Annotated in this window: 16 protein-coding genes; 2 read left to right on the top strand and 14 right to left on the bottom strand. The window is 59.7% G+C overall.

Annotation, left to right across the window (positions count from 1 at the left end; genetic code table 11):
• Positions 1–47: 47 nt before the first annotated feature.
• The 11 genes from rsgA to ACVWZG_RS03255 form a co-directional block, all read right to left on the bottom strand.
• Positions 48–1,076, bottom strand: a complete 1,029-nt coding sequence (gene rsgA, locus ACVWZG_RS03305) for a ribosome small subunit-dependent GTPase A (RefSeq protein ID WP_457405076.1) — start codon at positions 1,074–1,076, stop codon at positions 48–50.
• A complete protein-coding gene (locus ACVWZG_RS03300; protein ID WP_414329168.1) occupies positions 1,073–1,342 on the bottom strand; it encodes a sulfurtransferase TusA family protein in 270 nt (89 codons plus the stop codon). The genes rsgA and ACVWZG_RS03300 overlap by 4 nt, the downstream gene beginning before the upstream one ends.
• Positions 1,339–2,523, bottom strand: coding sequence for a molecular chaperone DnaJ (gene dnaJ, locus ACVWZG_RS03295; RefSeq protein WP_457405077.1), 1,185 nt, complete (start codon positions 2,521–2,523; stop codon positions 1,339–1,341). The genes ACVWZG_RS03300 and dnaJ overlap by 4 nt, the downstream gene beginning before the upstream one ends.
• Before the next feature lie 130 nt (positions 2,524–2,653).
• Positions 2,654–4,462: a molecular chaperone DnaK gene (gene dnaK, locus ACVWZG_RS03290; protein WP_414329166.1), complete on the bottom strand. Its 1,809-nt coding sequence runs from the start codon at positions 4,460–4,462 to the stop codon at positions 2,654–2,656.
• Positions 4,463–4,641: 179 nt separating this feature from the next.
• The gene (gene grpE / locus ACVWZG_RS03285; protein ID WP_457415200.1) at positions 4,642–5,379 is read right to left on the bottom strand and encodes a nucleotide exchange factor GrpE; all 738 of its coding nucleotides are present in this window, start codon (positions 5,377–5,379) and stop codon (positions 4,642–4,644) included.
• 156 nt (positions 5,380–5,535) lie between these two features.
• Positions 5,536–7,197 carry a bifunctional metallophosphatase/5'-nucleotidase gene (locus tag ACVWZG_RS03280; protein WP_414416413.1) on the bottom strand — a complete coding sequence of 554 codons (1,662 nt, stop codon included), beginning with the start codon at positions 7,195–7,197 and terminating at the stop codon, positions 5,536–5,538.
• 40 nt (positions 7,198–7,237) lie between these two features.
• Positions 7,238–8,458: a DUF445 domain-containing protein gene (locus ACVWZG_RS03275; protein ID WP_414374087.1), complete on the bottom strand. Its 1,221-nt coding sequence runs from the start codon at positions 8,456–8,458 to the stop codon at positions 7,238–7,240.
• A gap of 66 nt (positions 8,459–8,524) precedes the next feature.
• Positions 8,525–9,457, bottom strand: a complete 933-nt coding sequence (locus tag ACVWZG_RS03270) for a hypothetical protein (protein WP_457405082.1) — start codon at positions 9,455–9,457, stop codon at positions 8,525–8,527.
• A gap of 563 nt (positions 9,458–10,020) precedes the next feature.
• On the bottom strand, positions 10,021–11,595 hold the full coding sequence (locus ACVWZG_RS03265) for an S-layer homology domain-containing protein (protein WP_457405083.1): 1,575 nt from the start codon (positions 11,593–11,595) through the stop codon (positions 10,021–10,023).
• 173 nt (positions 11,596–11,768) lie between these two features.
• A complete protein-coding gene (locus ACVWZG_RS03260) occupies positions 11,769–12,809 on the bottom strand; it encodes an NADP(H)-dependent aldo-keto reductase (RefSeq protein WP_414424739.1) in 1,041 nt (346 codons plus the stop codon).
• A gap of 92 nt (positions 12,810–12,901) precedes the next feature.
• On the bottom strand, positions 12,902–14,656 hold the full coding sequence (locus tag ACVWZG_RS03255; protein WP_457405085.1) for a hypothetical protein: 1,755 nt from the start codon (positions 14,654–14,656) through the stop codon (positions 12,902–12,904).
• A 443-nt stretch (positions 14,657–15,099) separates the two neighbouring features.
• Between ACVWZG_RS03255 and ACVWZG_RS03250 the strand changes: the two genes are divergently transcribed.
• On the top strand, positions 15,100–16,221 hold the full coding sequence (locus ACVWZG_RS03250) for a PP2C family protein-serine/threonine phosphatase (RefSeq protein WP_414351703.1): 1,122 nt from the start codon (positions 15,100–15,102) through the stop codon (positions 16,219–16,221).
• Between the two features lie 171 nt (positions 16,222–16,392).
• On the opposite strand, the gene ACVWZG_RS03245 is transcribed toward ACVWZG_RS03250, so the two are convergent.
• The 3 genes from ACVWZG_RS03245 to ACVWZG_RS03235 are packed head-to-tail and all read right to left on the bottom strand — an operon-like array spanning position 16,393 to position 19,697.
• Positions 16,393–16,725, bottom strand: coding sequence for a BolA family protein (locus tag ACVWZG_RS03245; protein ID WP_414330062.1), 333 nt, complete (start codon positions 16,723–16,725; stop codon positions 16,393–16,395).
• 28 nt (positions 16,726–16,753) lie between these two features.
• On the bottom strand, positions 16,754–17,734 hold the full coding sequence (locus tag ACVWZG_RS03240) for a DNA adenine methylase (RefSeq protein ID WP_457394173.1): 981 nt from the start codon (positions 17,732–17,734) through the stop codon (positions 16,754–16,756).
• Positions 17,735–17,741: 7 nt separating this feature from the next.
• Positions 17,742–19,697, bottom strand: coding sequence for a peptidase M3 (locus ACVWZG_RS03235; protein ID WP_457405086.1), 1,956 nt, complete (start codon positions 19,695–19,697; stop codon positions 17,742–17,744).
• A 469-nt stretch (positions 19,698–20,166) separates the two neighbouring features.
• Between ACVWZG_RS03235 and ACVWZG_RS03230 the strand changes: the two genes are divergently transcribed.
• Positions 20,167–21,717: a YifB family Mg chelatase-like AAA ATPase gene (locus ACVWZG_RS03230; RefSeq protein ID WP_011434260.1), complete on the top strand. Its 1,551-nt coding sequence runs from the start codon at positions 20,167–20,169 to the stop codon at positions 21,715–21,717.
• Positions 21,718–21,737: the final 20 nt, after the last annotated feature.

The following is a 21,737-nucleotide window of genomic DNA, read 5'->3' as shown; positions in this document are numbered from 1 at the left end:
GGAATGCTTGAGGAGTGTCTCAATCTAGTTTGGAATGACTATAGTCCTCAGATTGGGGTCTTTCGCGCAATTCTGGCGAGACTGGGATCTTGGCCAGGCTGGATAAGGCCCACCGATGCCTTTTGCACCTGCTGGACTTCTTGCAAAAGCTGCAAGTAAAAAGTCCGTCGTTCCCAATCCAGATCTCGGAGCCCACAGCCCGGCTCTCGATGGTGCAGGCAATCGCGAAACTGACAGGCGCCCAAGCGATCCCTTACTTCGGGGAAGCACCGTATCAACTGCAAAGGATGCACCGGCGGGATCCCTTCGCCGACATTGAATCCCGGCGAATCGGCGATCCAACCGCCTTCCGGCAAAGGAAACAGCTCCACATGGCGGGTGGTGTGCCGACCATGGCCCAAACGTCTGGAGACGGCCTGAGTGGCCAGCCGAACGTCCGGCAGCAGCCGATTGAGCAAGCTGGATTTGCCCACCCCGGAAGGGCCCATCACCACCGAGATCTGATCTCGACAGCACTGTTGCAACTGGGGGATCCCAGCTTGGGTGTGGGCACTGACCAACAGAGGCTCATATCCCCACCTCTGCAGACGCTCCACCCAAGTTGTCGCCACTTCTGGATCCACGCAGTCGCATTTGTTCAACACCACCTGAACCCGCAGTTGGCTGGCCTCGGCTTGCACCAGCAGACGACTGAGGGCGTTGGGCTCAGGGTCGGGCTCGGCCAGGGCCACCACCACCAGAACTTGGGTCGCGTTGGCAATAGCGGGTCGAGGCAGCTGAGTGCGCCGCGGCAGGATCGCCTCGATCACCCCCCGCTCCGGCCAGAGGTCGGCGGCAGCAGGCGGCAAGCGCACCTCCACCCAGTCCCCCACCATCACCTGCTGACCCATTTTTTTCAGCTTGGCCCGACTGGTACAGAGAATCTCTGCCGGCGTGGGCTTTTCAACCGGAAACCGAGCCGGGATCTCGGGAAAGAGGGCAGCCAAACTTGGATCGATACGCACGCGATAAAAGTTGGCCTGCGCTGCTCGCACCCAGCCGGTACAATCTTTTCCTTCCGGTTTCACCGGGTTCATGGCGACGCAGGTGTGCCGCGACGCACCCAGAGAATGTAATGGCCTTCGGGGGAAGCTGCCTGTCCCTCAATCCGATGCCCGGCCATGGCTAGACTGTTGGGCACCTGCTCCAGGGGTTCTCCCGCATCCAGCCATAGCTCCAGCAGTTCTCCAGGAGCCATGCGCTCCAGGCGCAGCTTCGCCCGCACGTAGTTAAGTGGGCAAGGGATCCCGCGCTGGTCAAGGATAAACTTGACCTCTTCCGACGAAACAGCCTCTGCAGTCATTCTTCCTCACGCTCCCGGTTGCCAGGCATCTGGGCCAGCCCCCGCAACAACCCGCCCAAGAAACCATCCCGCTTGTTGATGCGTTCTCCGTGCAGCTCAGCCAGGCGCATGAGCAATTCCCGCTCTTCTGAGCTGATGCGGGTGGGGATCTCCACCACCAAGGTGATTTGGTGGTCGCCCCGAGACATCGGGTTGCCAATGCGAGGTACCCCCTTGCCCTCCAGGGTCAGCACTGTACCCGGCTGGGATCCGGCTGGGATGGTCAGCTCCACCTCCTCCTCCAGGCCGGCTTTCGAGTCCACGGTGGGCACAGAGACTTTGGCCCCCAAGATGGCCTGCAAATAGCTCACCCGCACCTCCGAGAGAATGGTCAGGCCATCTCGCTGGAAGTCGGGATCCGGTTCCACAAATAGGTAGACGTAGAGATCCCCGGGCGGGCCACCGCGTCGACCGGCATCGCCTTCCCCGGAAACCCGCAAACGGGTGCCACTATCCACGCCGGCTGGGATGTTAATGCGCAGTTTCTTCGTGGTTTGGGCCAAGCCCTCGCCATTGCAGTTGTGGCAGGGCTCCTCCAACACCTGACCGCTGCCACCACAGGTGGGACAAACCGAGACCTGGGTAAAGTTGCCAAACGGCGTGCGGGTTGCCCGCCGCACCTGACCACTGCCCCCGCAGGTGGGGCAAGTTTTCACCTCCGTACCGGGCTTAGCCCCGCTGCCTCCACAGACGTTGCAGACTTCCAAGTGGCTAATGCGAATCTGCTTTTCGCCGCCGAAGATGGCTTCCAGAAACTCCAGTTTTAGGTCAAAGCGCAGATCATCGCCCCGTACCGGCCCCTGGCGACTGCGGGCATAGCCGGCTCCTGCCCCTGCAAAGTTGGTGAAAAAGCTCTCGAAAATGTCGGCAAAGCCACCCATCCCCGCAAAATCCTGGAATCCACCGGCTGCCGCGGCAGCTCCACTCAAACCCGCTTCTCCAAAGCGATCGTAGCGAGCTTTCAGCTCATTATCAGAGAGCACCTCATAGGCACGGTTGATCTCTTTGAAGCGCTCCTCGGCGCCTGGCTCCTTGTTGACATCCGGGTGGTACTTACGAGCCAACCGTCGATAGGCGCGCTTGATCTCCTCTTTGGAGCTATCGCGGCTAACCCCCAAGATTTCATAGTAGTCGCGAGCCATAGAAGCGCTTCAGAAGAGGTTAAAGATCAAAACACCAGACACACTTGAGATGCAACTTGTCAGGCAGCACAACCGAAGCAGACCTACAAGGCACCGGAGCTGGGGGAGAGCAAGCAGTTGCCTAGAATCCTCAGCGAGCTCCATAGATCTCGCTACCCATCTCCAGCAGGACAGCCCGCAGTTCTTCCATTGCGTTCCGTAAAGTTGCTAAGTCTACGTTATCATTTGCCAGCAATGCCCTCAATGTGCCCGCCACTTGAGCCCCCCGCTGGATTCGAGCTTCGCTGAGGCGATTGCCATGCTCCTGCAGGGTTTTGTCGTAGTTGTAGAGCAGGCTATCTGACTGGTTGCGGGCTTCCACCAACTGCCGCCGGCGCTGATCTTCTTCGGCATAGGCCTCCGCTTCCCGACGCATTCGCTCGATCTCGCTGCTGCTCAGGCCACCGTTGTTGGTGATCTTGACGCTCTGCTCGATTCCTGTCCCCTTTTCCCGAGCCGAGACTTTCAAGATCCCGTTGGCATCGATGTCAAAAGAAACCTCGATCTGGGGCACCCCACGGGGAGCCGGCGGGATCCCGGTCAGCTGAAAGCGGCCCAAGGTTTTGTTGTCTTTGGCCATGGCCCGCTCTCCCTGCAGGACGTGAATCTCCACCACACTCTGGCCATCGGTGGCAGTGGAGAAAATCTGGGTTTTACTGGTGGGAATGGTGGTGTTGCGCTCGATGATGCGGGTGAAGACTCCCCCCAGCGTTTCCACCCCAATCGAGAGAGGGATCACGTCCAGCAGCAGTAGATCTTTCACTTCTCCACCCACCACGCCTGCCTGGATGGCAGCGCCAAGGGCCACCGCCTCGTCCGGGTTGACGGAGCGATCTGGGTTTTTTTTGAAGATTTGCCGAATTTTCTCCTGGACAGCGGGAATACGAGTAGAGCCGCCCACCAGCAGCACGCGGTCGATGTCTGCAGGGGAGAGGCCGGCATCCCGCAGCGCCTGTTCTGTAGGCTCCACGGTGGCCTCCACCAGATCCCGCACCAACTCCTCAAACTTGCCGCGGGTCAGCTCCACTTCCAGGTGTTTGGGCCCCGAGTCGTCAGCGGTGATAAAAGGCAGGTTAATGAGCGTAACCTGGGTGCTGGACAGCTCAATTTTGGCCTTCTCAGCAGCCTCCCGCATCCGCTGCAGGGCCATGCGATCCCGCGAGAGGTCGATCCCTTCCGTCTCCAAAAACTGACGGATGAGCCAATCGACAATTCTTTGGTCGAAATCATCCCCCCCCAGGTGGTTGTTGCCGGCAGTCGCTTGCACCTCAAACACGCCGCTGCCCAGTTGCAGCACCGAGACATCGAAGGTGCCGCCACCCAAATCGAAAACCAGAATGCGTAGGTCTTGATCTTGTTTGTCTAGGCCATAGGCCAGGGCGGCTGCTGTCGGCTCGTTGATGATGCGCAGCACCTCCAGGCCGGCAATGGTGCCCGCATCTTTGGTGGCCTGCCGCTGGGCATCGGTAAAATAGGCGGGAACGGTGATCACGGCTTGGGTCACCGGCTCCCCCAGATAGGCCTCCGCATCGGCCTTCAGCTTTTGCAAGATCATGGCGGAGATCTCCTGCGGAGTGTAGGCGCGATCTTGCACCGCCACTTCCACCATGTTGTCTCGACCGGGGATGACTTTGTAGGGAACCCGCCTCCGCTCATCTTCGGTCTCGGCAAAGGTGCGGCCAATGAAGCGTTTGATGCTGAAGATGGTGTTTTCAGCATTGGTAACCGCCTGGCGCTTGGCCAGTTGGCCCACCAAGCGGGTGTTGTTCTTGGCAAAGCCGACAATGCTGGGGGTAGTGCGCCCTCCCTCGGCGTTGGTAATCACAACGGGCTGACCACCTTCCAAAACCGCCACGCAACTGTTGGTGGTTCCCAGGTCAATCCCGATGACTTTACCCATAGCCCCCTCTCCTCGTGCGCCAAGTCTCAACCCAAGAACGCGATTCCACGGATCTTAAAAGCATTCTGCCCAGAATCCCGCAGAAACCTTCAGACGTTGCTTTCGTCTCCGTAGCTTTACTGTAGCGTTTCTGAGACTGCTCTGGCTCTGTTTGTCAAGGTTCAAGTGAGCAAGTTCGGCTAGGAAGGTTGGGAGTTTTGGGGAGAGGCGGGCGTGTTTTCCGGACCAGCTTCGATGGTGGCTTGGGCTGGGGGGGATGGTTCAGAGCTGGGGCTGCCCGCCGAGACGGCCACCATGGCATGACGGATCACCAAGTCCCCCAGCTTGTAACCCGGCTGATATTCGACGGCTACCACATCCTCGGGATAGTCTGGGCTGGGCTGACGGGCTATGGCTTCGTGCAGGTTGGGGTCGAAGGGCTGGCCCACCGATTTCATGCGGGAGACGCCCATCTTCTTCAGGCATTCCACCAGCAGGCGGTAGACGCTCTGGTAGCTGTTGTGCAACTCCCGCTCGCGGTCGGTTTCCAGCTTCAGCTGCTGCTGAGCCCGCTCAAAGCTGTCCACAACAGGCAAGATCTCCAGCACAAATTTCTGCCGTTCTTTTTGGCTGAACTCTTCTTTTTCCCGCTGGGTACGCCGCCGGTAGTTTTCAAAATCGGCGTAGAGGCGCAGGTAGGCGTCTTCTTTCTCTTTGAGTTGCTGGCGGACAACTTCCAACTCGTGCTGGAGCTGCTTGAGAGCTTCACCGGGATCTGGAGAAGGCTCAGCTGCGGTTTCTCCGGAGGAGGTACCGGCTTCTGCTTCGCTATCTTCCAAAATCAGCTTCTCCAGCTCTGCCTCTACGTCGATCTCTTCTTCCTGTAGTTCAGGATAGGTATCTTCTGGGGCCATCGGTTGCTTCTCTTCGGCAGTCATGGGCGATGTCGGCAAGTGTTAGCAATGAGCAGTGACTCGGATATCCCCAGTTTGGCAGTTTCAAAACCGCCGCTGCACTCAGCCAAACCAGGCTCTGTGTTGATCGTATTCTACCGGGTTCTCTTTCAGCCAGTTGAAGTCAATATCTTTTCTTTCCTAGCCGACCAGCAGATGTTCCCGTGGCCGGCCCAGGCAATCGGGGAAGTAGATCTTGGCCAAGTCGGGGATTAGGCGCCAGTTGGGGCTGTAGATGGGTTGAATGGGGGAGTGGGTGTGAATATAGTAGACCAGAAAGTCGCGGATGCTATCGGCTGAGATCCACAGGGTTTGGGCTTCTTGGAACATGCTGTAACCGCCGCCGCCGCCGGCTCGGTAGTGGTTAATGGCCAGGCGAAAGGTCTGTGCTGGTTCCACCGGCTGTCCGCGGAATTGTAAGGTCACCAGGCGCTTTCCTACGGGGCGGGTGAGATCGAAGCAGTAGTCGATGCCGTGGTAGAGGTCGAAGGTGTAGCCGCGGGCTTCGGGGGCCACGACGGCAGCAGGATCGGCGGGAAGGTGATTGGGATCCAACTGGCGAAAATAGCCGGCAGTCTGTTCCAGGGCGCGCCGCAGAATATCTCCGGTGATCTCCAAAACGCAGAGGGTGTTGTCGTAGACGGTGAGGCTGTAGGCATCTTGCAGGGAGATGGGGCCTGCTGACAGGCCGGCGCTGCTGCAGATGTTGACCAGGGAGAGCTCTGCGGGGAATCCTGCCTCCCGCACTGCTTGCAATTGGGCCTGATGGAGCAGCTCTGCCAGAGGGTTGGCCCCCAGACGGGCTGCCAGACCGCCGCTATAGGCAGAACGGGCTTGGCCAATGGGCTGACGGATGTAGCGCAGGGTGGCTTGATGATAGGGCTCTGTCAAGGCCAAGAGTTCGGGATCGGGAGGGATCCCTTCGGCGGAGAGGAGCTGTGCGCTTTTGCTGATGATTTGCCAGCGGCTGCCCTGGCGCTCCAGCTCCAGGGATACCTGGGAGAGGTGGCTGCCCCAATAGCCGGGCTGCACCACTAGAGCTGGGGATCCCCCCAGACCGGCGATAGTCTGGTGGGTATGGCCGGAGAGGATGACGTCAATGCCGTCCAGTTCGGCCAGGGCCAACAGTTCGTTTTCCCCTGCCAGGCTTTTGTTGCTGCACCAGCCGGAGCGATCTGGGTTGTGCCAATGCTCAGGGGTGCGCAGGGGGGGCAATTGGTTGGGGCCGCTGTGCAGGATCAAGATCAAAACATCCACCTGAGGTCGCAGCAGCGATAGGTAGTGTCGGGCGGTCTCCAACAAGGGGGCAAAGCGCAGCCCCGCAATGTAGTCGGGTCGCTCCCAGGTGTCGATGCGGGGGGTGGTCAGCCCTAGCAAGCCAACGCGAACCCCGGCCAATTCCCGGATCAGGTAGGGCTGGAAGAGGGGATCCCCATTCTGGCGGAGGATGTTGGCACAGAGCACCGGACAGCGGAGATCGCCGACAAAATCCCGGAGAACCTGAAGCCCAAAGTTAAAGTCGTGGTTGCCGGGGGTAAAGGCGTCGTAGCCTAGGGCGTTGAGAGCATGAGCCAAGGGGTGAGGGGAGACGCGCTCCACTTGCGCATAGTAGGTGCCCAAGGGGGATCCCTGAATGGTATCGCCGCTGTCGATGAGTAAGACGGGATCCTCACTGGCTGCTCGCACGCGCTTGATGAGGGTGGCCAGCTTGGCTAAACCGTGCTCCGCAGGGATCCCGGTGAAGTAGTTCCAGGGATGTAGATTGGCATGGAGATCCGAAGTGTGGAGAATTGTTAATCGCATTCTCATATCATAGCCAAAGTCAAAGCCCAACCCAAACTCGTCAGCCCAGCAAGAACAGCACCTGCACACAGCCCACCAAAAAGCCGAGGAGGCCGCCTAAGTTGACGATGGCCTGGAGTTCTTGGCGCACGATCTGCTGGATGGCCTGCTCCAGGTCGGCAGGGGAGGTGGCGTTGACTTTATCGGCAATGACCTGATCCAGGTTCAACACCGGGATCACCTGCATCATCAGGGATTCGAGATCCCGTTCTAGGTAGCGCTCCAAGACCAAAGCCAGGTCGGCGCTGATCTGATCGATGGAGGTGATCAACGCCTTGGAGTTGCGCAGGCGTCCCAACACCAGGCTGGCCACTTTTTCCCAATCGATGGTCTCCCCCAGCCCTTTGATAACCTCTGGCCCTTGGCTGCGCAGGTAATCTTGGATCCCGTCGCGGAGGGCACGGCGCAACTGACGCACGGCGGAAACCGGCAGGTTTTGCAGCGAGAGGTTCTGCAGGATCTCGGTCAGGCGGCGGGAGGCGTTGATGTCTTTGAGCAGATCTTCCAAGATGGCTTCTGCCCCTTCCGGCTCTTCTAGACAATAGGTGCGCAGGCGCAACAGGGCATTTTTCAGGCCGAACAAGTTGGCCACCACCCAGTAGGAGCCGGTCGCTCGTTCACGAAACTCCTCGTCAAGGGATTCGATGTTGCGATCGGTGAGAAAGTCCACCAAGTTCTGCCGCAACACCTTTGGGGGCAGCGCCTGCTTCAGGATCCACTCCGAGAGCTGCTTAGCCTGCTCGGCACTGAGACGCAGCTCCAGCAACACCTGGTCGAACAGTTGGTTAATCGGCCCTTCCAAAAAGGTTTCTTGGCGGGCCAGCACCTTCACCAGGCGGGGCAACGACTCGTTAAACAGGTCGGCTAAAATGCGCGCCAACACCTGAGCAGTTTGCTGCTGTTGCTCAGGGTTTTGCAGCCGATCCAGGGCTACCCCCAGCAGCCAGCGGATCCCTGCTTGCATGCGCTCGGTTTGCAGCAGCTTACGGGCCAGATTGTGCAGTTCCTCCGGCGTGAGCAGGGATCCCATGATGGTCTTGGCGATCTGCTTGGCCAGACGAGGCTGGTTCTGCGGGATCAGGCCGGGGGTAAAGGGGATGCGCCAGCCGAAAACCCGATAGGGGCGGTAGGGCCGGAACAGCATTTTGATGGCAATGTCGTTGGTGAAATAGCCGATCACCAGCCCGGCCAGCGGGGGCACAACGTAGATCCAGAAGGCCATGGAAGCAATTGAGGGTGCTCTCTTCTACTCTACTGACCTGCCCCAGCGCAAGAGAGCGTTGACCAGTTATTGGATGATCAGGCTATCGGTCAGTTCCAGCTCCACCAACGTATTGGGCTGCAGCGTCACCACCCGGTCAATATTGGTACTGCCTGCCGCAGCGCCGGCCAAGCTGCCGGCCAAGATCGGCAAAAAGCCCCATCCCCCCGTGAGGATCCCCAAGGCCAACCCACCTGCTGCCCCATAGCCTGCCCCGCGGGCTACAGTTGTGCCGACGTCGGCGTTGCGATCCAACCCGACTGATAGCGGCGCAGATTGGCCTCTCACCAAGTAGGTGGAAGAGCCGATGGTGAGGCGGTTGGCCACAAAGCGGCTGCCGACGACCCGCTCTTGGGGATCGGCGCTCTCCGACTCCCGACCAGGAAACTTCTGTTCTCGGTAAACCGGCTCAAAAGTGCCCCACACCACACTCCCTGCCGGGATCACCACCTGGCCAAAGCGATCCACCACCGGCTCGGAGACTTCCAGGTGGCCGTTAATGGCCTGGTAGGGCTGGAAAGTGATGGGGCGGTAGACCGTGAGGAGAATACGGGTGCCGGCAGGCAGCTCGCCCCGCGTGGCTCCAGGGAGATCCCCACCTGGACTGAGGTCGGGCCGACGTTGATAGGAATAGGCCTCGCCTTGGGGGAGTTGTCCACCTGGGGCCGCTTGAACGGGCACCACCGGGATCGGATCCAAGGCCGGAGCTGTGGGATCCAGCGGCATTTGCGGCACCTGAGGTACCGGTGGCAGGGCCGTGGCAGAGCCGGGGGAGGGCGGAGGGCTCAGCAAGGGCAGGGTAGGGACGGGATCCCCCCTGGGGGGCACCGGCTGAGGGGTGAACTCGAACTGCTGAGCGGCAACCGGGGCAACAGCAGCGGCCATCAACATCCCACCCAACACCCCCCAAAAGGAACTCCTCTGCAACAAATGCAGGAACGGCTGCAAGGTTGAGCTCATGGATCCCATCCGGTCGCAACTGGCAGTAGCTTAACATCCTGCCCCGCTTGTGCCCACTAGATTTAGTAGGTATTAAGGGATCGGAAGCTCTTAAAACACTATTGAGCCTGTTCGGGGTCTGGATCGAGTTTTCCCTAGGGGCTGGGGGAAGGAGAAGGAGTCGGTCCGCCGGGATCCCCTGGCTGGGGGGCTGGGGATTCTGGCTTAGGAGACTCTGTAGCCTCACTCTCCTGAGCCTCGGGGCTGGACTCCGGCTTGGGTTCTGCAGGAGACCGTCCTTCTGGAGAAGGAGAAGGTGAAGGCTGATACATTTACGCTGAACACTGCTGAACATCACTGTTCAACTATGCAGCGATAGCATTCTGTTTGTTTCCAAACAGAATGGCGGTATCCCGCAAAGCTTTGAGTAGAATACCCAAAGCGCAGTTTCCGTGTCGTCTTACTACCAATTTTCTGCTTTGCTTTGGCTACCATGTTGGCAGACTCGAAAGTAAACAGAAAGATCAACTGGTAGTAATCCGTACTGAACATATTATACATTATTTTCAGTATAGTTGAGCTTATTATTGACTAGAGTCATACTCCCCGCCAGGCTGTGGAGTGGGAGTGGGTGTAGCTTCCGGCGTGGGTGTGGGAGTAGGCGTAGCTACCGGTGTTGGGGTTGGCGTTGGGGTCAGAGCTGGAGTCGGCGTTGGGGTCGGTGTGGGCGTGGCTGTCGGTGTCGGGGTTGGTGTTGGAGTTGGTGTGGGAGTGGGCTGGGCGGCCTGCACCTGGAAAGACCACTGCTGGATGGCAGTGTTGCCGCTGGTATCGGCAATTTGGACGGCGATCAAGGTCGGTCGATCGGTGGGCAGCGGCTCGGCAGGGGTGTAGGTAAAGCCGGTGCGGGTGAGCTGGGCTTGGGCGGTGACATCCGCGTTGTTCACCAGCAAGGTAAAGCTATTCAGGTCAATTCCTTGGTCATCTTGGAAACGGGCTGAGATGGAGGGGCGAGGGTTGTCTGTTAGGGATCCGTTGGGAGGGGCCAGTTCGCTGATGGTGGGGAAGGTGGTGTCGGTCACCCGCCCGATGGTGATGGTCTTATCCGGCAGCTGCACCAGGGTTACCAGTCCATCCCGCTCCAAGCGGGCAAAAACAGGCGCTTCTGAGGCCCGGTCTTGGCTGCGGAAGGTGTAGCTGCCCTCGTATTGCCCTGGGCGGGTTTCCTGCAGTGGCAGGTTGTAGGCAATGCCGGGGATGGAAAACGATCCCTGCGCCCCTGGGGATCCCAGCAAAAACACGGTAACGGTATCCCCTGGGTTTACGGATCCCAGCTCTTCGCGGGCGAAGAAGGTTCTCACTTCTGGGGCGGCGGGCAGCGTTTCCACCAGAGGCTCAATGGGAATGTCCGGCGTGGCCAGGGGTTCGGGCGTAGGAGTGACCTGGGCAAGGAGCTCGGTACGGATCCCAGGGCCGGGAATGGCAGCCCCCACCGGCGGATCCAAATTGGGCACCCGGCCCACCTTGGCCAGCGCTTGGTAGGTAAGAGCAGCCACTTCCCCCCGCGTGGCCACCGCCTGGGCATTCAATTGGGTGGGGTTGGGGTAGAGCACCAACAGCCCTTCCTGAACTGCTGTCGCGATGGGGGCGCGGGCAAAGTTGGGAACCAAATTGGCATCGCCGAACGCGGATAGGATCGCGTCAATTTGGCCGGCATCTTCGATGAGCCTGCCGTTGGTGGCTGCACGGGTCAGGACAGTGATGGCCTGCGCACGGGTGAGCACATCGTTGGGGCGAAAGGTGCCGTCCGGAAAGCCGGAAACAAACCCTGCCGCTGCCGCCGCGCCGATGGAGGGAGCCGCCCAACTGGGAATCGGATCGGCAAAGGAGCGCACAGGAACGTTGGTATCTAGGCCAAAAGCTTTGGTGACAATGACGGCAAATTGGGCACGGGTGATGGATTCATTGGGACGAAAGGTGCCATCCGGGAAGCCGCCGATGATCTGCCGTTCATTCAACCCAGCAATGTACTGGGCACCCCAATAGGTGCTGATATCAGAAAGTTGGGCCCAAGCGGGATCCCCAAGCCAGGCCAAGCTGCTGCAACTGATCACCAGAGCGGCGGTTTTCCAGCCCTGCCAAAGGGAAAGCTCACGCATCGTTCACACCTCAGGTTCTGGGTACGGGATTTACAGTCTTGGATCCCCACTCTCGGTTGGGAGGGGCCCTGGAAGTTGGCCGGACAGAAGTGTAGGAGAGGATATCCAAACCGCACACCCAGACGAGGAAACCTTCTGAAAAGTTCTGTCTGGCCACCGGTTTCGCCAACCTTTCAGGGGGCAGGATTGGGGTAGCGCTGGTGAACCGCTTCGATCTCCGCCAGGATCTGCGGGGACAGCTCCACATCCAGGCAACTGAGGTTCTCTTTGAGTTGGGTCAGGCTGGTGGCCCCAATGATGGTGCTGGTGACAAACCAGCGGCTGCGCACAAAGGCCAAAGCCAACTGGGCCGGTGTCAGACCGTGCCGGCGGGCAATTTGCACATAGGCGGCCACCGCTTCTTCCACATTCGGCTTGCGGTACCGCTGGCCAAAGCCTTCAAACAAGGCCAAACGGGATCCCGGCGGCTTCACCCCCCCCAGATATTTGCCCGTCAGCAGCCCAAATCCGAGCGGGCTGTAGGCCAGCAAGCCCACCTGCTCGTGGCGGCAGACTTCCGCCAGGCCCATTTCAAACGTGCGGTTGATGAGGCTGTAGGCATTCTGAATCGAGACCACCTTGGGCAACCCCAGTTGCTCGGCCACCTGGCAGAACTTGCTCACCCCCCAAGGGGTTTCGTTGCTCAGGCCGATGTAGCGAATGAGACCCTCTTGCACCAATTCCGCCAGAGCCTGCAACTGCTCGGCAATGGGAACGGTGGGCCGCTCCTGGCTGGGATCGTAGGCAACGCCCCCAAACAGGGGCACGTAGCGATCCGGCCAGTGGATCTGGTAGAGGTCGATGTAGTCGGTCTTCAGGCGCTTGAGGCTGCCGGCCACCGCCTGCTTGAGGTTGTCGCGGGTAATGGACAGGGATCCGCCGCGAATCCAATGCCAGGGCCGACCAGGGCCGGTGATCTTGGTGGCCAGGATCAGGCGATGCCGCGGTTGGTGTTGCAGCCACTCGCCGATGTAGCGCTCGGTGGATCCCTGGGTTTCCGCCCGCGCCGGCACCGGGTACATCTCGGCGGTATCGATGAAGTTGATCCCGTGCTCCACCGCGTAGTCGAGCTGTTCGAAAGCCTCAGACAAAGTATTCTGCTGCCCAAAGGTCATGGTGCCCAGGCAGATCTCGGAAACTTGCAAAGGGCTGTGGCCAAGCTGGCGGTAGCGCATGGGGAATCTCCGTCTCCAACCCTAGACAGCGCGCCAGTCCCCATTGTGCCCAAAACCTGTCGGCCTACGGGATCCGCCGCTCTGCCCCCCTCCTACCTCGGTGCGGATCCCAGCAGGGGAACGTACTCGCGGTAGAGCTGACCCAAAATTTCCAGACCGATGCGGGTGCGGCTATCGGGGGGGCGAGCCTCAATGGCCGCCTTGACTTGTAAAATCGTGCCCACCGGATAGGGGGAGCGCAGCTCCTCCCGCTTGCCCAAAAACACATCCGTAAAGTAGTCGATCAGCCGCTTGACTTCCCCCACGTCTTTGCGGGAAATGTCCATATCCAAAACGGTGGTCAACTTGGCCCGCATGGCCTGAAAACTTTGCTGGCCGGTGTTGAGGGCCACCCGCTTGGCCAGGCTATCCACCACAATTTGGGTGATCTTCTCCACATTTTGGGTGACGATTTCTCGGTGGCGGGCGGCAAAGCGCAACTGAACCTCATCCAGAAATCGTTCTCGTTCCAGAATCTGGATGCCCTGTTGCTCCAGATCCACTCCATAGCTTTGCAACTGCTTGTACTGATTCAAAACCCATTGGTTGTAGAAGGAATCGGCCAAAACTCGCCAATAGCCGATGAGGGTGGCCTCGGCAAAGGGAACGCTGACCAAATAAGCTTCGCTGGTGATGTGGCGCAAATGCTCTGTCAGCTTGTCTCGCTCCTTCTCATCCAAGTAGGAGGTGCGCGGCACCCAAACTGCCCCGTACTCGCTTTTCACCTCTCCGGGCAGGGATCCGAAGAGGGTGTCAAAAAACTGATGAATGCTGAAGAGAAGAAACTTTCCCGGATCCTGAAGGCGGTTGAGCAGTTCCTGTTTTTTCTCCTCCTGATATTGAGTTACCAACTGCTGGGCCTCGGCGATCTGGCCGCGGGCCACCTCCACATCTTGCCGCAGCTTTTCAATCTCCTCCGAGCTCACCATCTCAACACCAGTAGGCTCCCGTTCCCCACTGAAATAGCTGCCCCCCAGCCCGCTGCCCCCAATGCCCACCAGGGGAGCGTCGCTGTCGTTGTCCAGGGTTAGAAGGCGAGCAAGAGCCTGGAGTCGAGCCTGCCGATTGGAGGAGCGCAGGGATCCCAGCTCCACCGGATCCCCACTTTCCCAACCGTCCAGCCCGCCGATGCGGTAGAGCGTGTAAAAATACTTGCTGAGTAGAAGCGCCAGCAGATGCCTGTTCTTGACCTCGTTGTACTCCAGGTAGGCTCGCAGACACAGTTGGAAGGCGATGTTGGGCAAGCTGCGACACACCTTCATAATCTGGGTGTAGACCCTTTGCAGGTGAGGCCGAAAGCTGCGTGGGATCGCCTCGGGCCGTAGGCCGCGCAACAAGAACTCCTGCTGGCGCAGATCTTGAGGGGTAAAGTAAAAACTTTCTTGCCAAAGCAGCTCATCCAAGTCGCGGGCAAAAATCGGTTTTAAATGATCGATAATCTGCACCACAACCGACTCGGTGAAGACCGGTATAATCTTTTCGATGTGAAGCTGATCGTAAACGGAGCGCAGCCGCTCGCTGCGGAAGTCTTCGATGGAGATCAGCCCCTTCATGGTTCCGATCCGACCATCGCTCAGCAGGAACTTATAGACCACTTCTGCAGTGGCCCCTGGGGAGAGAACAAGAGTTCCCGTCAAGTCAGGGCAGATTTGCAGGGGGCGTAGCAGGCGGCTGGTTTCACTGACGCTGAAGCAACTCCAAGCTGCCGGGTTTAACACCACCGACGATAGGGAGGCCAACAATTGCTTCTCGTCCAAGTCCTCCAGCCGAATTTCTCCCCTGTGAGCTTCGCTAGGTCCCGGAGGCAAGCTCGCCCGCGAATCCTGAACGGCGGAAGGAGATAAGGATGGGGGAGATGTGCTCATGCGGTAAAGGCTATTGAATCTTAACGTTCACTCTAAGTCGGCGAAGGATGGATGAGTGTGATCTGTATCTCTGTATCCAATGAAAGTCTCTCAAGAAGAATCTGCCCAGAATCTGCCTCGAATTGTCTCCCGCCACCAGTATCTGGAAACGGTTAGCTTTTGGGTAGCGTGCAACCACGGTTTTGAGGATCCACAAATCGATACGTACCTTCAGCTCTGATGGATGAGGCTGCTGAGGCTTCACCCCTTTGTCGTGGACTGCTTGCCGAGCTGGTTTTCCTGACGCAACGCCTAAGCTACGATAAAAGGTCTGCCTACCAGTATGGGGTATTGGGCTGGAGTTGGGTTTGGATGCGTTTTGACTTCAGGATTGGGGTGCAGCGGTCATGGCGGCCATTTTGATTGTCGACGACGATCCGACGATTCGGCTGGTGTTGAAGCGATCCCTGGAACGACAGGGCTACACCGTGGAGATGGCCAGCAACGGTTCCGAGGGGCTGGAGCAAGCCCACCTGCTGGTGCCGGGGCTGATCATCTGTGACTGGATGATGCCGGACATGGATGGGCTGGAGGTTTGCCGACGCATCAAAGCCGATCCCAAGTTTTCCACGACGTTTTTTATTTTGCTCACCGCTCGCACCGAGGTCGAAGACCGCATCCAGGGCCTGGATGCCGGAGCAGATGAGTTTCTAAGCAAACCCATCGACCCCAATGAGTTGCGGGCACGTGTGCGGGCCGGGCTGCGCTTACACCAGCTCAGCTATGACCTGCAGCAGCAAACGGCCAGGTTACGGGCAGAATTGGCCGAGGCGGCCAGCTATGTGCGTTCTCTCCTGCCGGAGCCGGCCTATTTTCCCGACTGCAAAGTGACCCTCGAGTGGCGCTTTTTACCCTCCCAGGAATTGGGGGGAGATTCGTTTAACTATCATTGGCTGGATGAGGAACACCTGGCCATCTATCTGCTGGATGTGTCGGGGCATGGGGTGGGATCCGCTCTGTTGTCGGTGTCGGTGATGAACCAGTTGCGCACTCAAGGCTTGGCCGATGCCGATCCCCGCCAGCCGGACGCGGTCTTGCGCGCCCTCAACCACTCTTTTCAAATGGGATCCCACCATGAGATGTACTTCACCCTTTGGTATGGGGTTTACCAGCCGGGATCCCGTTTGCTCTCTTTTGCCAGTGCCGGCCACCCACCTGCCCTGCTCATCCAGGGTCAGGATTCGCTCCTGCTGAAGACTGCCAACTTGCCCATTGGCATTTTGCCCGACCTCACTTTTCAAAGGGATCAGGTGCGGATCCCCGAGAACAGCCATCTCTACCTGTTCAGTGATGGAGTTTACGAAGTCATAAACCCCCAGAGAGAAATCTGGGGGCTGGACAATTTGATAGCCCTGCTGAGCAAGGGCGCTGGCAATAGTTTGGATCAGGTGATCCATCAGGCCCAATCCTTTCAGGGGCGGACGGACTTTGAGGATGATTTCTCCCTGCTCCGGATCAGCTTTGGTTAGAGGTGAGTTATGGCTATTGCAAGCTGCTTTGAGGCGATCCCTTGAGGATTCCCGTTTGCGACAGCTCCAGCCCCTTTCCCAAAGGAAGAGAGGAGCCGGGAATCGAGGCGATGCCCAGCGCGACCGGAAATGACCCTCTTGGCTCAAGGGGACTCTGTCCTGCTGTCGCGATCAGCCATCCGGCCCCTGGAGTTGCTCCCACTGAGCGGGGGTAAAGGTGCGCAGGGCCAAAGCATGTAGGCGGCCATCCTGCAGGTAGGCTTTCAGGGCCTCATTCACCAGCCGGTGCTGTTTGATCAGGGGCAAGCCCTGGAATTGTTCCGCCACCACAATGGCCTGGAAATGGTGGCCATCGCCGACCGTGTCTTCCACCTGTACTCTCGCACCGGGCAGGGCGGCCCGTACCAACGCCTCAATTTCTCGTGGATCCATGCGCTGTTGTCCCCGTGGTCTCACTGTGTCCAAGCTCAAGATCCCGCCTCGGATCTCGACCTGCTCATCCATTGTGCTCCGCACCGCTATCGCGTCCACCTTAGACGGTTCTGGGGCAAAACGGGATCCCTTCCGGCCCACTACGGGCAGAGGCCAGGCTGGGATGGCTCAGCACCAAGACCTCGGTGATGGGGCCGCGTTTGTGGCCCTGGGCGTTGATGGCACGGCTGGCGGAGATGGTCTGGATGGGGTAATCCCGGTACAGTTCCCGCACGAAGGGGCAATCGGAATTGGAGAGCAGCACCTGCACGCCTCGGTCGGCCAAGGTTCCAAACACCTCTCGCAGGCGGATCTGTTCCGCTTCGCCGAAGGCAAACCGGCTGTAGGCTGTGAAGCTGCTGCTGGCAGAAAGGGGATAGTAAGGGGGATCCAAATAGACGAAATCCCCGGGTTTGGCTCGTTCGAGCACCTGCCAAAACGGCTGCACCGCGATCTCCACGCCTTGTAAAACCCGTGCCACAGCTCGTAGGTTCTCCGCGTCGCAAATGCGGGGATTGCGGTAACGGCCCAAAGGAACATTGAACTCTCCCCGCGAGTTCTCCCGGTAGAGGCCGTTGAAACAGGTTTTGTTCAAGTACAGCAGGCGGGCAGCCCGTTGCGCCGGATCCTCGAAACGAGCCGCGCGGATGGTGTAGTAATGGTTCCGGCTGTGGTGGGCTTGGTGGTGGCTGAGCAGGGCAATGATCTCCTCCACCTGATCCCGCACGCAGCAATACACGTTTACCAGCTCAGGGTTGATATCCGACAAAACAAAGTGTCGAGAACCCGATGGGATCCCTTGGGCCAGATGAAAAAAGACCGCTCCACCCCCCAAAAAGGGCTCGTGATAGGTGTTCCAGGCGCGAGGAAAAAAGGGTTCGTATTGGCTGAGCAGTTGCCCTTTTCCCCCTGCCCATTTTAGGAAGGGACGCGCTTTAACGGCTGGCTCCGCTGGGGTGGGTTCGCAGGAGTCGGGTACAGGGTTCCAGAGTTCTTCCCGCCGCAGAGCACGCCTATGTCCAAGAGAACAAGGGTGGGTCATCGTTGGTTCAGTGATCTGGATTCTCTTCCAGCAGCTTTTCTAGCGTCTCGATCCAATGCTCCAGCTCCTCCAGCGCCTGCAACACTCCCCCTGGGTCGCTCAGATCTGCCTGCAGCAGCTGGGTGGTTTCTTCCAAAGTCAGGGATCCGGGCGGGCTGGCCAACCAACGGAGGTAGTGGGGCAGAAAGTTGCGCGGAGAACTGTGATAGCGGCGGTGACAGGCCAAGGCCACCAGGCTGGCAAGGCTAGCCTGATAGGCACTAAAGGGGTGGAGAAACAGCTCCGGCATCCCCACCCAGTAAAACTGGTGTTCCGGCAACAGTTCCACCGCATCTCCGCACAGCTCTTGACACAGCTTCAACCACTCTTCGCTCACCCAGGAGGAGTAGGTTACACCGTTTTCCCATTCGGGGATCCCCGACCGATAGAGAATCAGCTCCAGCCGACTGATCAAGCTCTGGTAAAACACCGCCTGCAACTGGGCTTCCAAATGGTGTATCAACAGGGCCTGGGCCAACTGGAGGCTGCCGGAGCGTTCCCGCCAGCGCTGCGGAGCAGTTTGCCCCTCTGGGTCGTAAAGAGCAGGCCTGCCCATGCGAGGGGATCCCACTGCTGAGGCAACCAGGTGATCCAGGAGTATTTGCTGCAAAAAGACGGTGTGAGCCTGCACCCCCCACGCTCGCGGCAGCAGTGCGGAACTCCCCTGCATCTCCTCCAGATCCAGCCAAACTTGGGGATCCTCAGGCCGGAGCCGCCGGCTGAGGGTGGCAAGGGTCTTCAACAAGAGCTCGCTCCCGCCGGATCCCGTTTCTCCTGGTCTAGACGAGGACTCTGTTTCGCTGACGCGAGTGGGCTTGTCTGCCTCGGTTGCGATAGCGCCGACTTCCAGCAGCCAGGGTTTGGCCTGGGCAGCACACTCAGGGCAAAAGTCTTGCAAAGCAGCCCAGATTAGAGAGGTGGCCTCAGCAGGGGTCAGGGGTGGAACGGGATCCCCCCAGGGCGCATGCAGATCGCAGATGCGAATGGAACGTCCCATTGTTCTGCTTTTGAGGCGGTAATAGTGCTGGAACAGGTCAAACCGATCGCGGATCCCTTCCAATAGGTTCTCCAAAAAGGTCTGAGTCAGGCCCTGGCGGGCCAGATACAGCTCGGCAGCAGAGTCATAGCCCCGCCATTGGGCCTCCCACAGGTGGTCGCGGATCAGGGTGCTGAGGATAAACCCACCCAGATCGGCATGGGCTTCTAGGTGTTGGACTAGCCGCTGGTAGGCCACCCAGCGGATCTCCGCGCTGGCGTGAGTTTGTAAGCTCTGCAGCTGGACAAGAGTGTGCTCTGGGAGCGCAGCAGGCGAGTTCAGGGTCACTTGCCACAACTGCCGCCAAGCTAACCTTCCTGTTGGGTACTGTTGGTGGAGCAGGCACTCCAGAGGCTCCGGTTGTTGGTGACCCCGCTGCTGCAGGAGGCGACACAAAAACTGGCGAAAGGGGCGCAGCTCCGGCTCGGCACAAGCAGCGGCCAAGGGATCCGAGGGCCGATCCTCTCGCTCCTGCGGCGTCTCAGCTGCGGGTTCGCCGAGGGGAACGGCGGTCAGGGATTGCAGTTCCAGGGGGAAAAACAACAGCTGGCTCTGCAGGGAGATGACCCGCTCCAGATCCCTCCAGCTGGGGTCTGCCTTCGTCCAGGCCATCTCTGGTTCGGCCTCAGCCGGGATCGCTGTTGGAAGGCTGCTGCTCTCGCAACCCTCGGCAAGATGGGCTGCCAGGGCGAGCGCCTGCGTCAGCTCCGACAACTCCTGCAGCGCCACCGCCAGCTCTGGCGGGCTGAGCTGGACCACCTGCCCCCGGTAGCGCTGGGCAAACTGCTGCACCTGCTCCTCCAGTTCATTCCAGGTTAGGGCGCGCTTTTTCCCAGAGCCAGAGAAACGCTCGAAAGGGGGTTCAGCAGCAGGAAAGACCACCGGCATCAGCCTCCTAGAGATGGGGTCGTCCCTCTGTTGGCTTGTCGGCAGAGGGGTGTGCCCGCCTTTTGACCTCTGCCAAAGGGCAAATGGCTGGGGAAATCTGGGTTGGAGGTGCAGGCTGCGATCAGAGGGATCCGGATCCCTGCTATCCCCCCCTGGGGGTTCCCATCCTGGTCAGAACATAGCCTCACCGCTGCTGTGCTGCGCAAAGGCGGCAGCAACAGCCAACCCAAGCCTGAGCCATTCGGCAAGCTCGGATCCGGGATCCCGCATTCATTAAAGACTGCGACTGCGAAAACCGACGTGCCTCCTTGGGGGCAGGAAAAACCTGAGATGATTGTGACATTCTCCTTGGGCAAATGCAGCCGGCAGCGTGGGGATCCCAATTTCGGCCAGGATACGTGTTGGGACAGAATAGGCCTGCGGCCACTTGTGCAAAGGGTAAAAGAACTATCCGAGGGAGGTGACAGCATTGTTTGCCCAAGTCACTGCTGCCGCTCTGCTGGGACTCCGGGCCGTGCAGGTTACGGTGGAGGTGGATGTGGGCGGTGGCTTGCCCCAGATCACCTTGGTGGGACTGCCCGATACTGCCGTTCAGGAGGCCAAAGAGCGAGTGCGGGCGGCGATCAAGAACTCCGGCTTTGCTTTACCCCAGCGGCGGATCATCGTCAACTTGGCCCCTGCCGATCTGCGCAAAGAGGGCCCCAGCTTCGATCTGCCCATTGCCATCGGGATCTTGGCGGCCTCCGGGGTGATCGAGGGGGAAGCGCTGGCCAACACCCTGATGGTGGGGGAATTGGCCCTAGACGGCACCCTACGCCCGGTGGCCGGGGTTCTGCCTATTGCCGCCAGCGCTGCCGAGATGGGGATCCGCCGCCTGGTGGTACCCCAGGAAAATGGGCCGGAAGGAGCGGTGGTGCAAGGGATCCAAGTGTATGGGCTGCCCTCCTTGGCGGCGGTGGTGGGCTGGCTGCAAAACCCAGAGGGAGTTGAGCCGGTGCGGATCCAGCCAGAACAGATGTTGCCAACCGAAACGGAACCCCTGCTGGATTTGGCCGATGTGAAGGGGCAAGAACATGCCCGGCGGGCTCTGGAGATCGCGGCAGCCGGCGGGCACAACCTGTTGCTGGTGGGCAGCCCGGGAGCGGGCAAGACCATGCTGGCGCGGCGACTGCCCGGCATTCTGCCCCAGCTGCAGTGGGAAGAGATGTTGGAGATCACCCGCATCTACTCGGCAGCCGGCCTGTTGCGGCAAAACCTGCACCTGGGACGCCAGACCCCCCTGATCGCCCAGCGGCCCTTTCGCGCTCCCCACCATTCGGCTTCGGCAGTGGCGCTGGTGGGTGGCGGCCCCTACCCCAAGCCCGGGGAAATCTCGCTGGCCCACCATGGCATCCTGTACCTGGATGAGCTGACGGAATTCCGGCGGGAGGTGCTGGAGGTGCTGCGCCAACCCCTGGAAGATGGCAAAGTCACCATCTCCCGCGCCCGCGTTTCCCTAGAGTTTCCCGCCCAAACCACCCTGGTGGCCTCCACCAACCCCTGTCCCTGCGGCTTCTACGGGGATCCCGTTCACCCCTGCACCTGTACGCCGCAACAGCGGGAGCGCTACTGGTCCAAGCTCTCCGGCCCGCTGCTGGATCGCATCGACCTGCAGGTGCGGGTCAACCGCCTTAAGCCGGAAGAAATTGTCCGCGCCCAGGGCGGCGAATCTTCCCAAGCGGTGCAGCGGCGGGTGGAGCGGGCACGACAACGGCAGCGGCAGCGCTTTCAAAACGAGCCTGGGATCCACTGCAACGCCCAGATGCAATCCCGCCACCTGCGGCAGTGGTGCTCCCTTTCGGATCCCTGTCGCAAGCTCTTGGAAAGCGCCATCCAAAAGTTGGCCCTGTCTGCGCGGGGGAGCGACCGCATCCTCAAGGTGGCCCGCACCATCGCCGATCTCGAGGGCGCGGAGGCCATTGCCCCCACCCACATTGCCGAAGCGATTCAATACCGCAGCCTGGATCGCGCTCGGCTGTAAAGCCCAAGCGCTCGGCGCCG

Source organism: Thermostichus sp. OS-CIW-33, from assembly GCF_054059615.1.
Note: the sequence above shows the minus strand (reverse complement) of the source record. Positions and strands in the feature narration are given on the sequence as shown.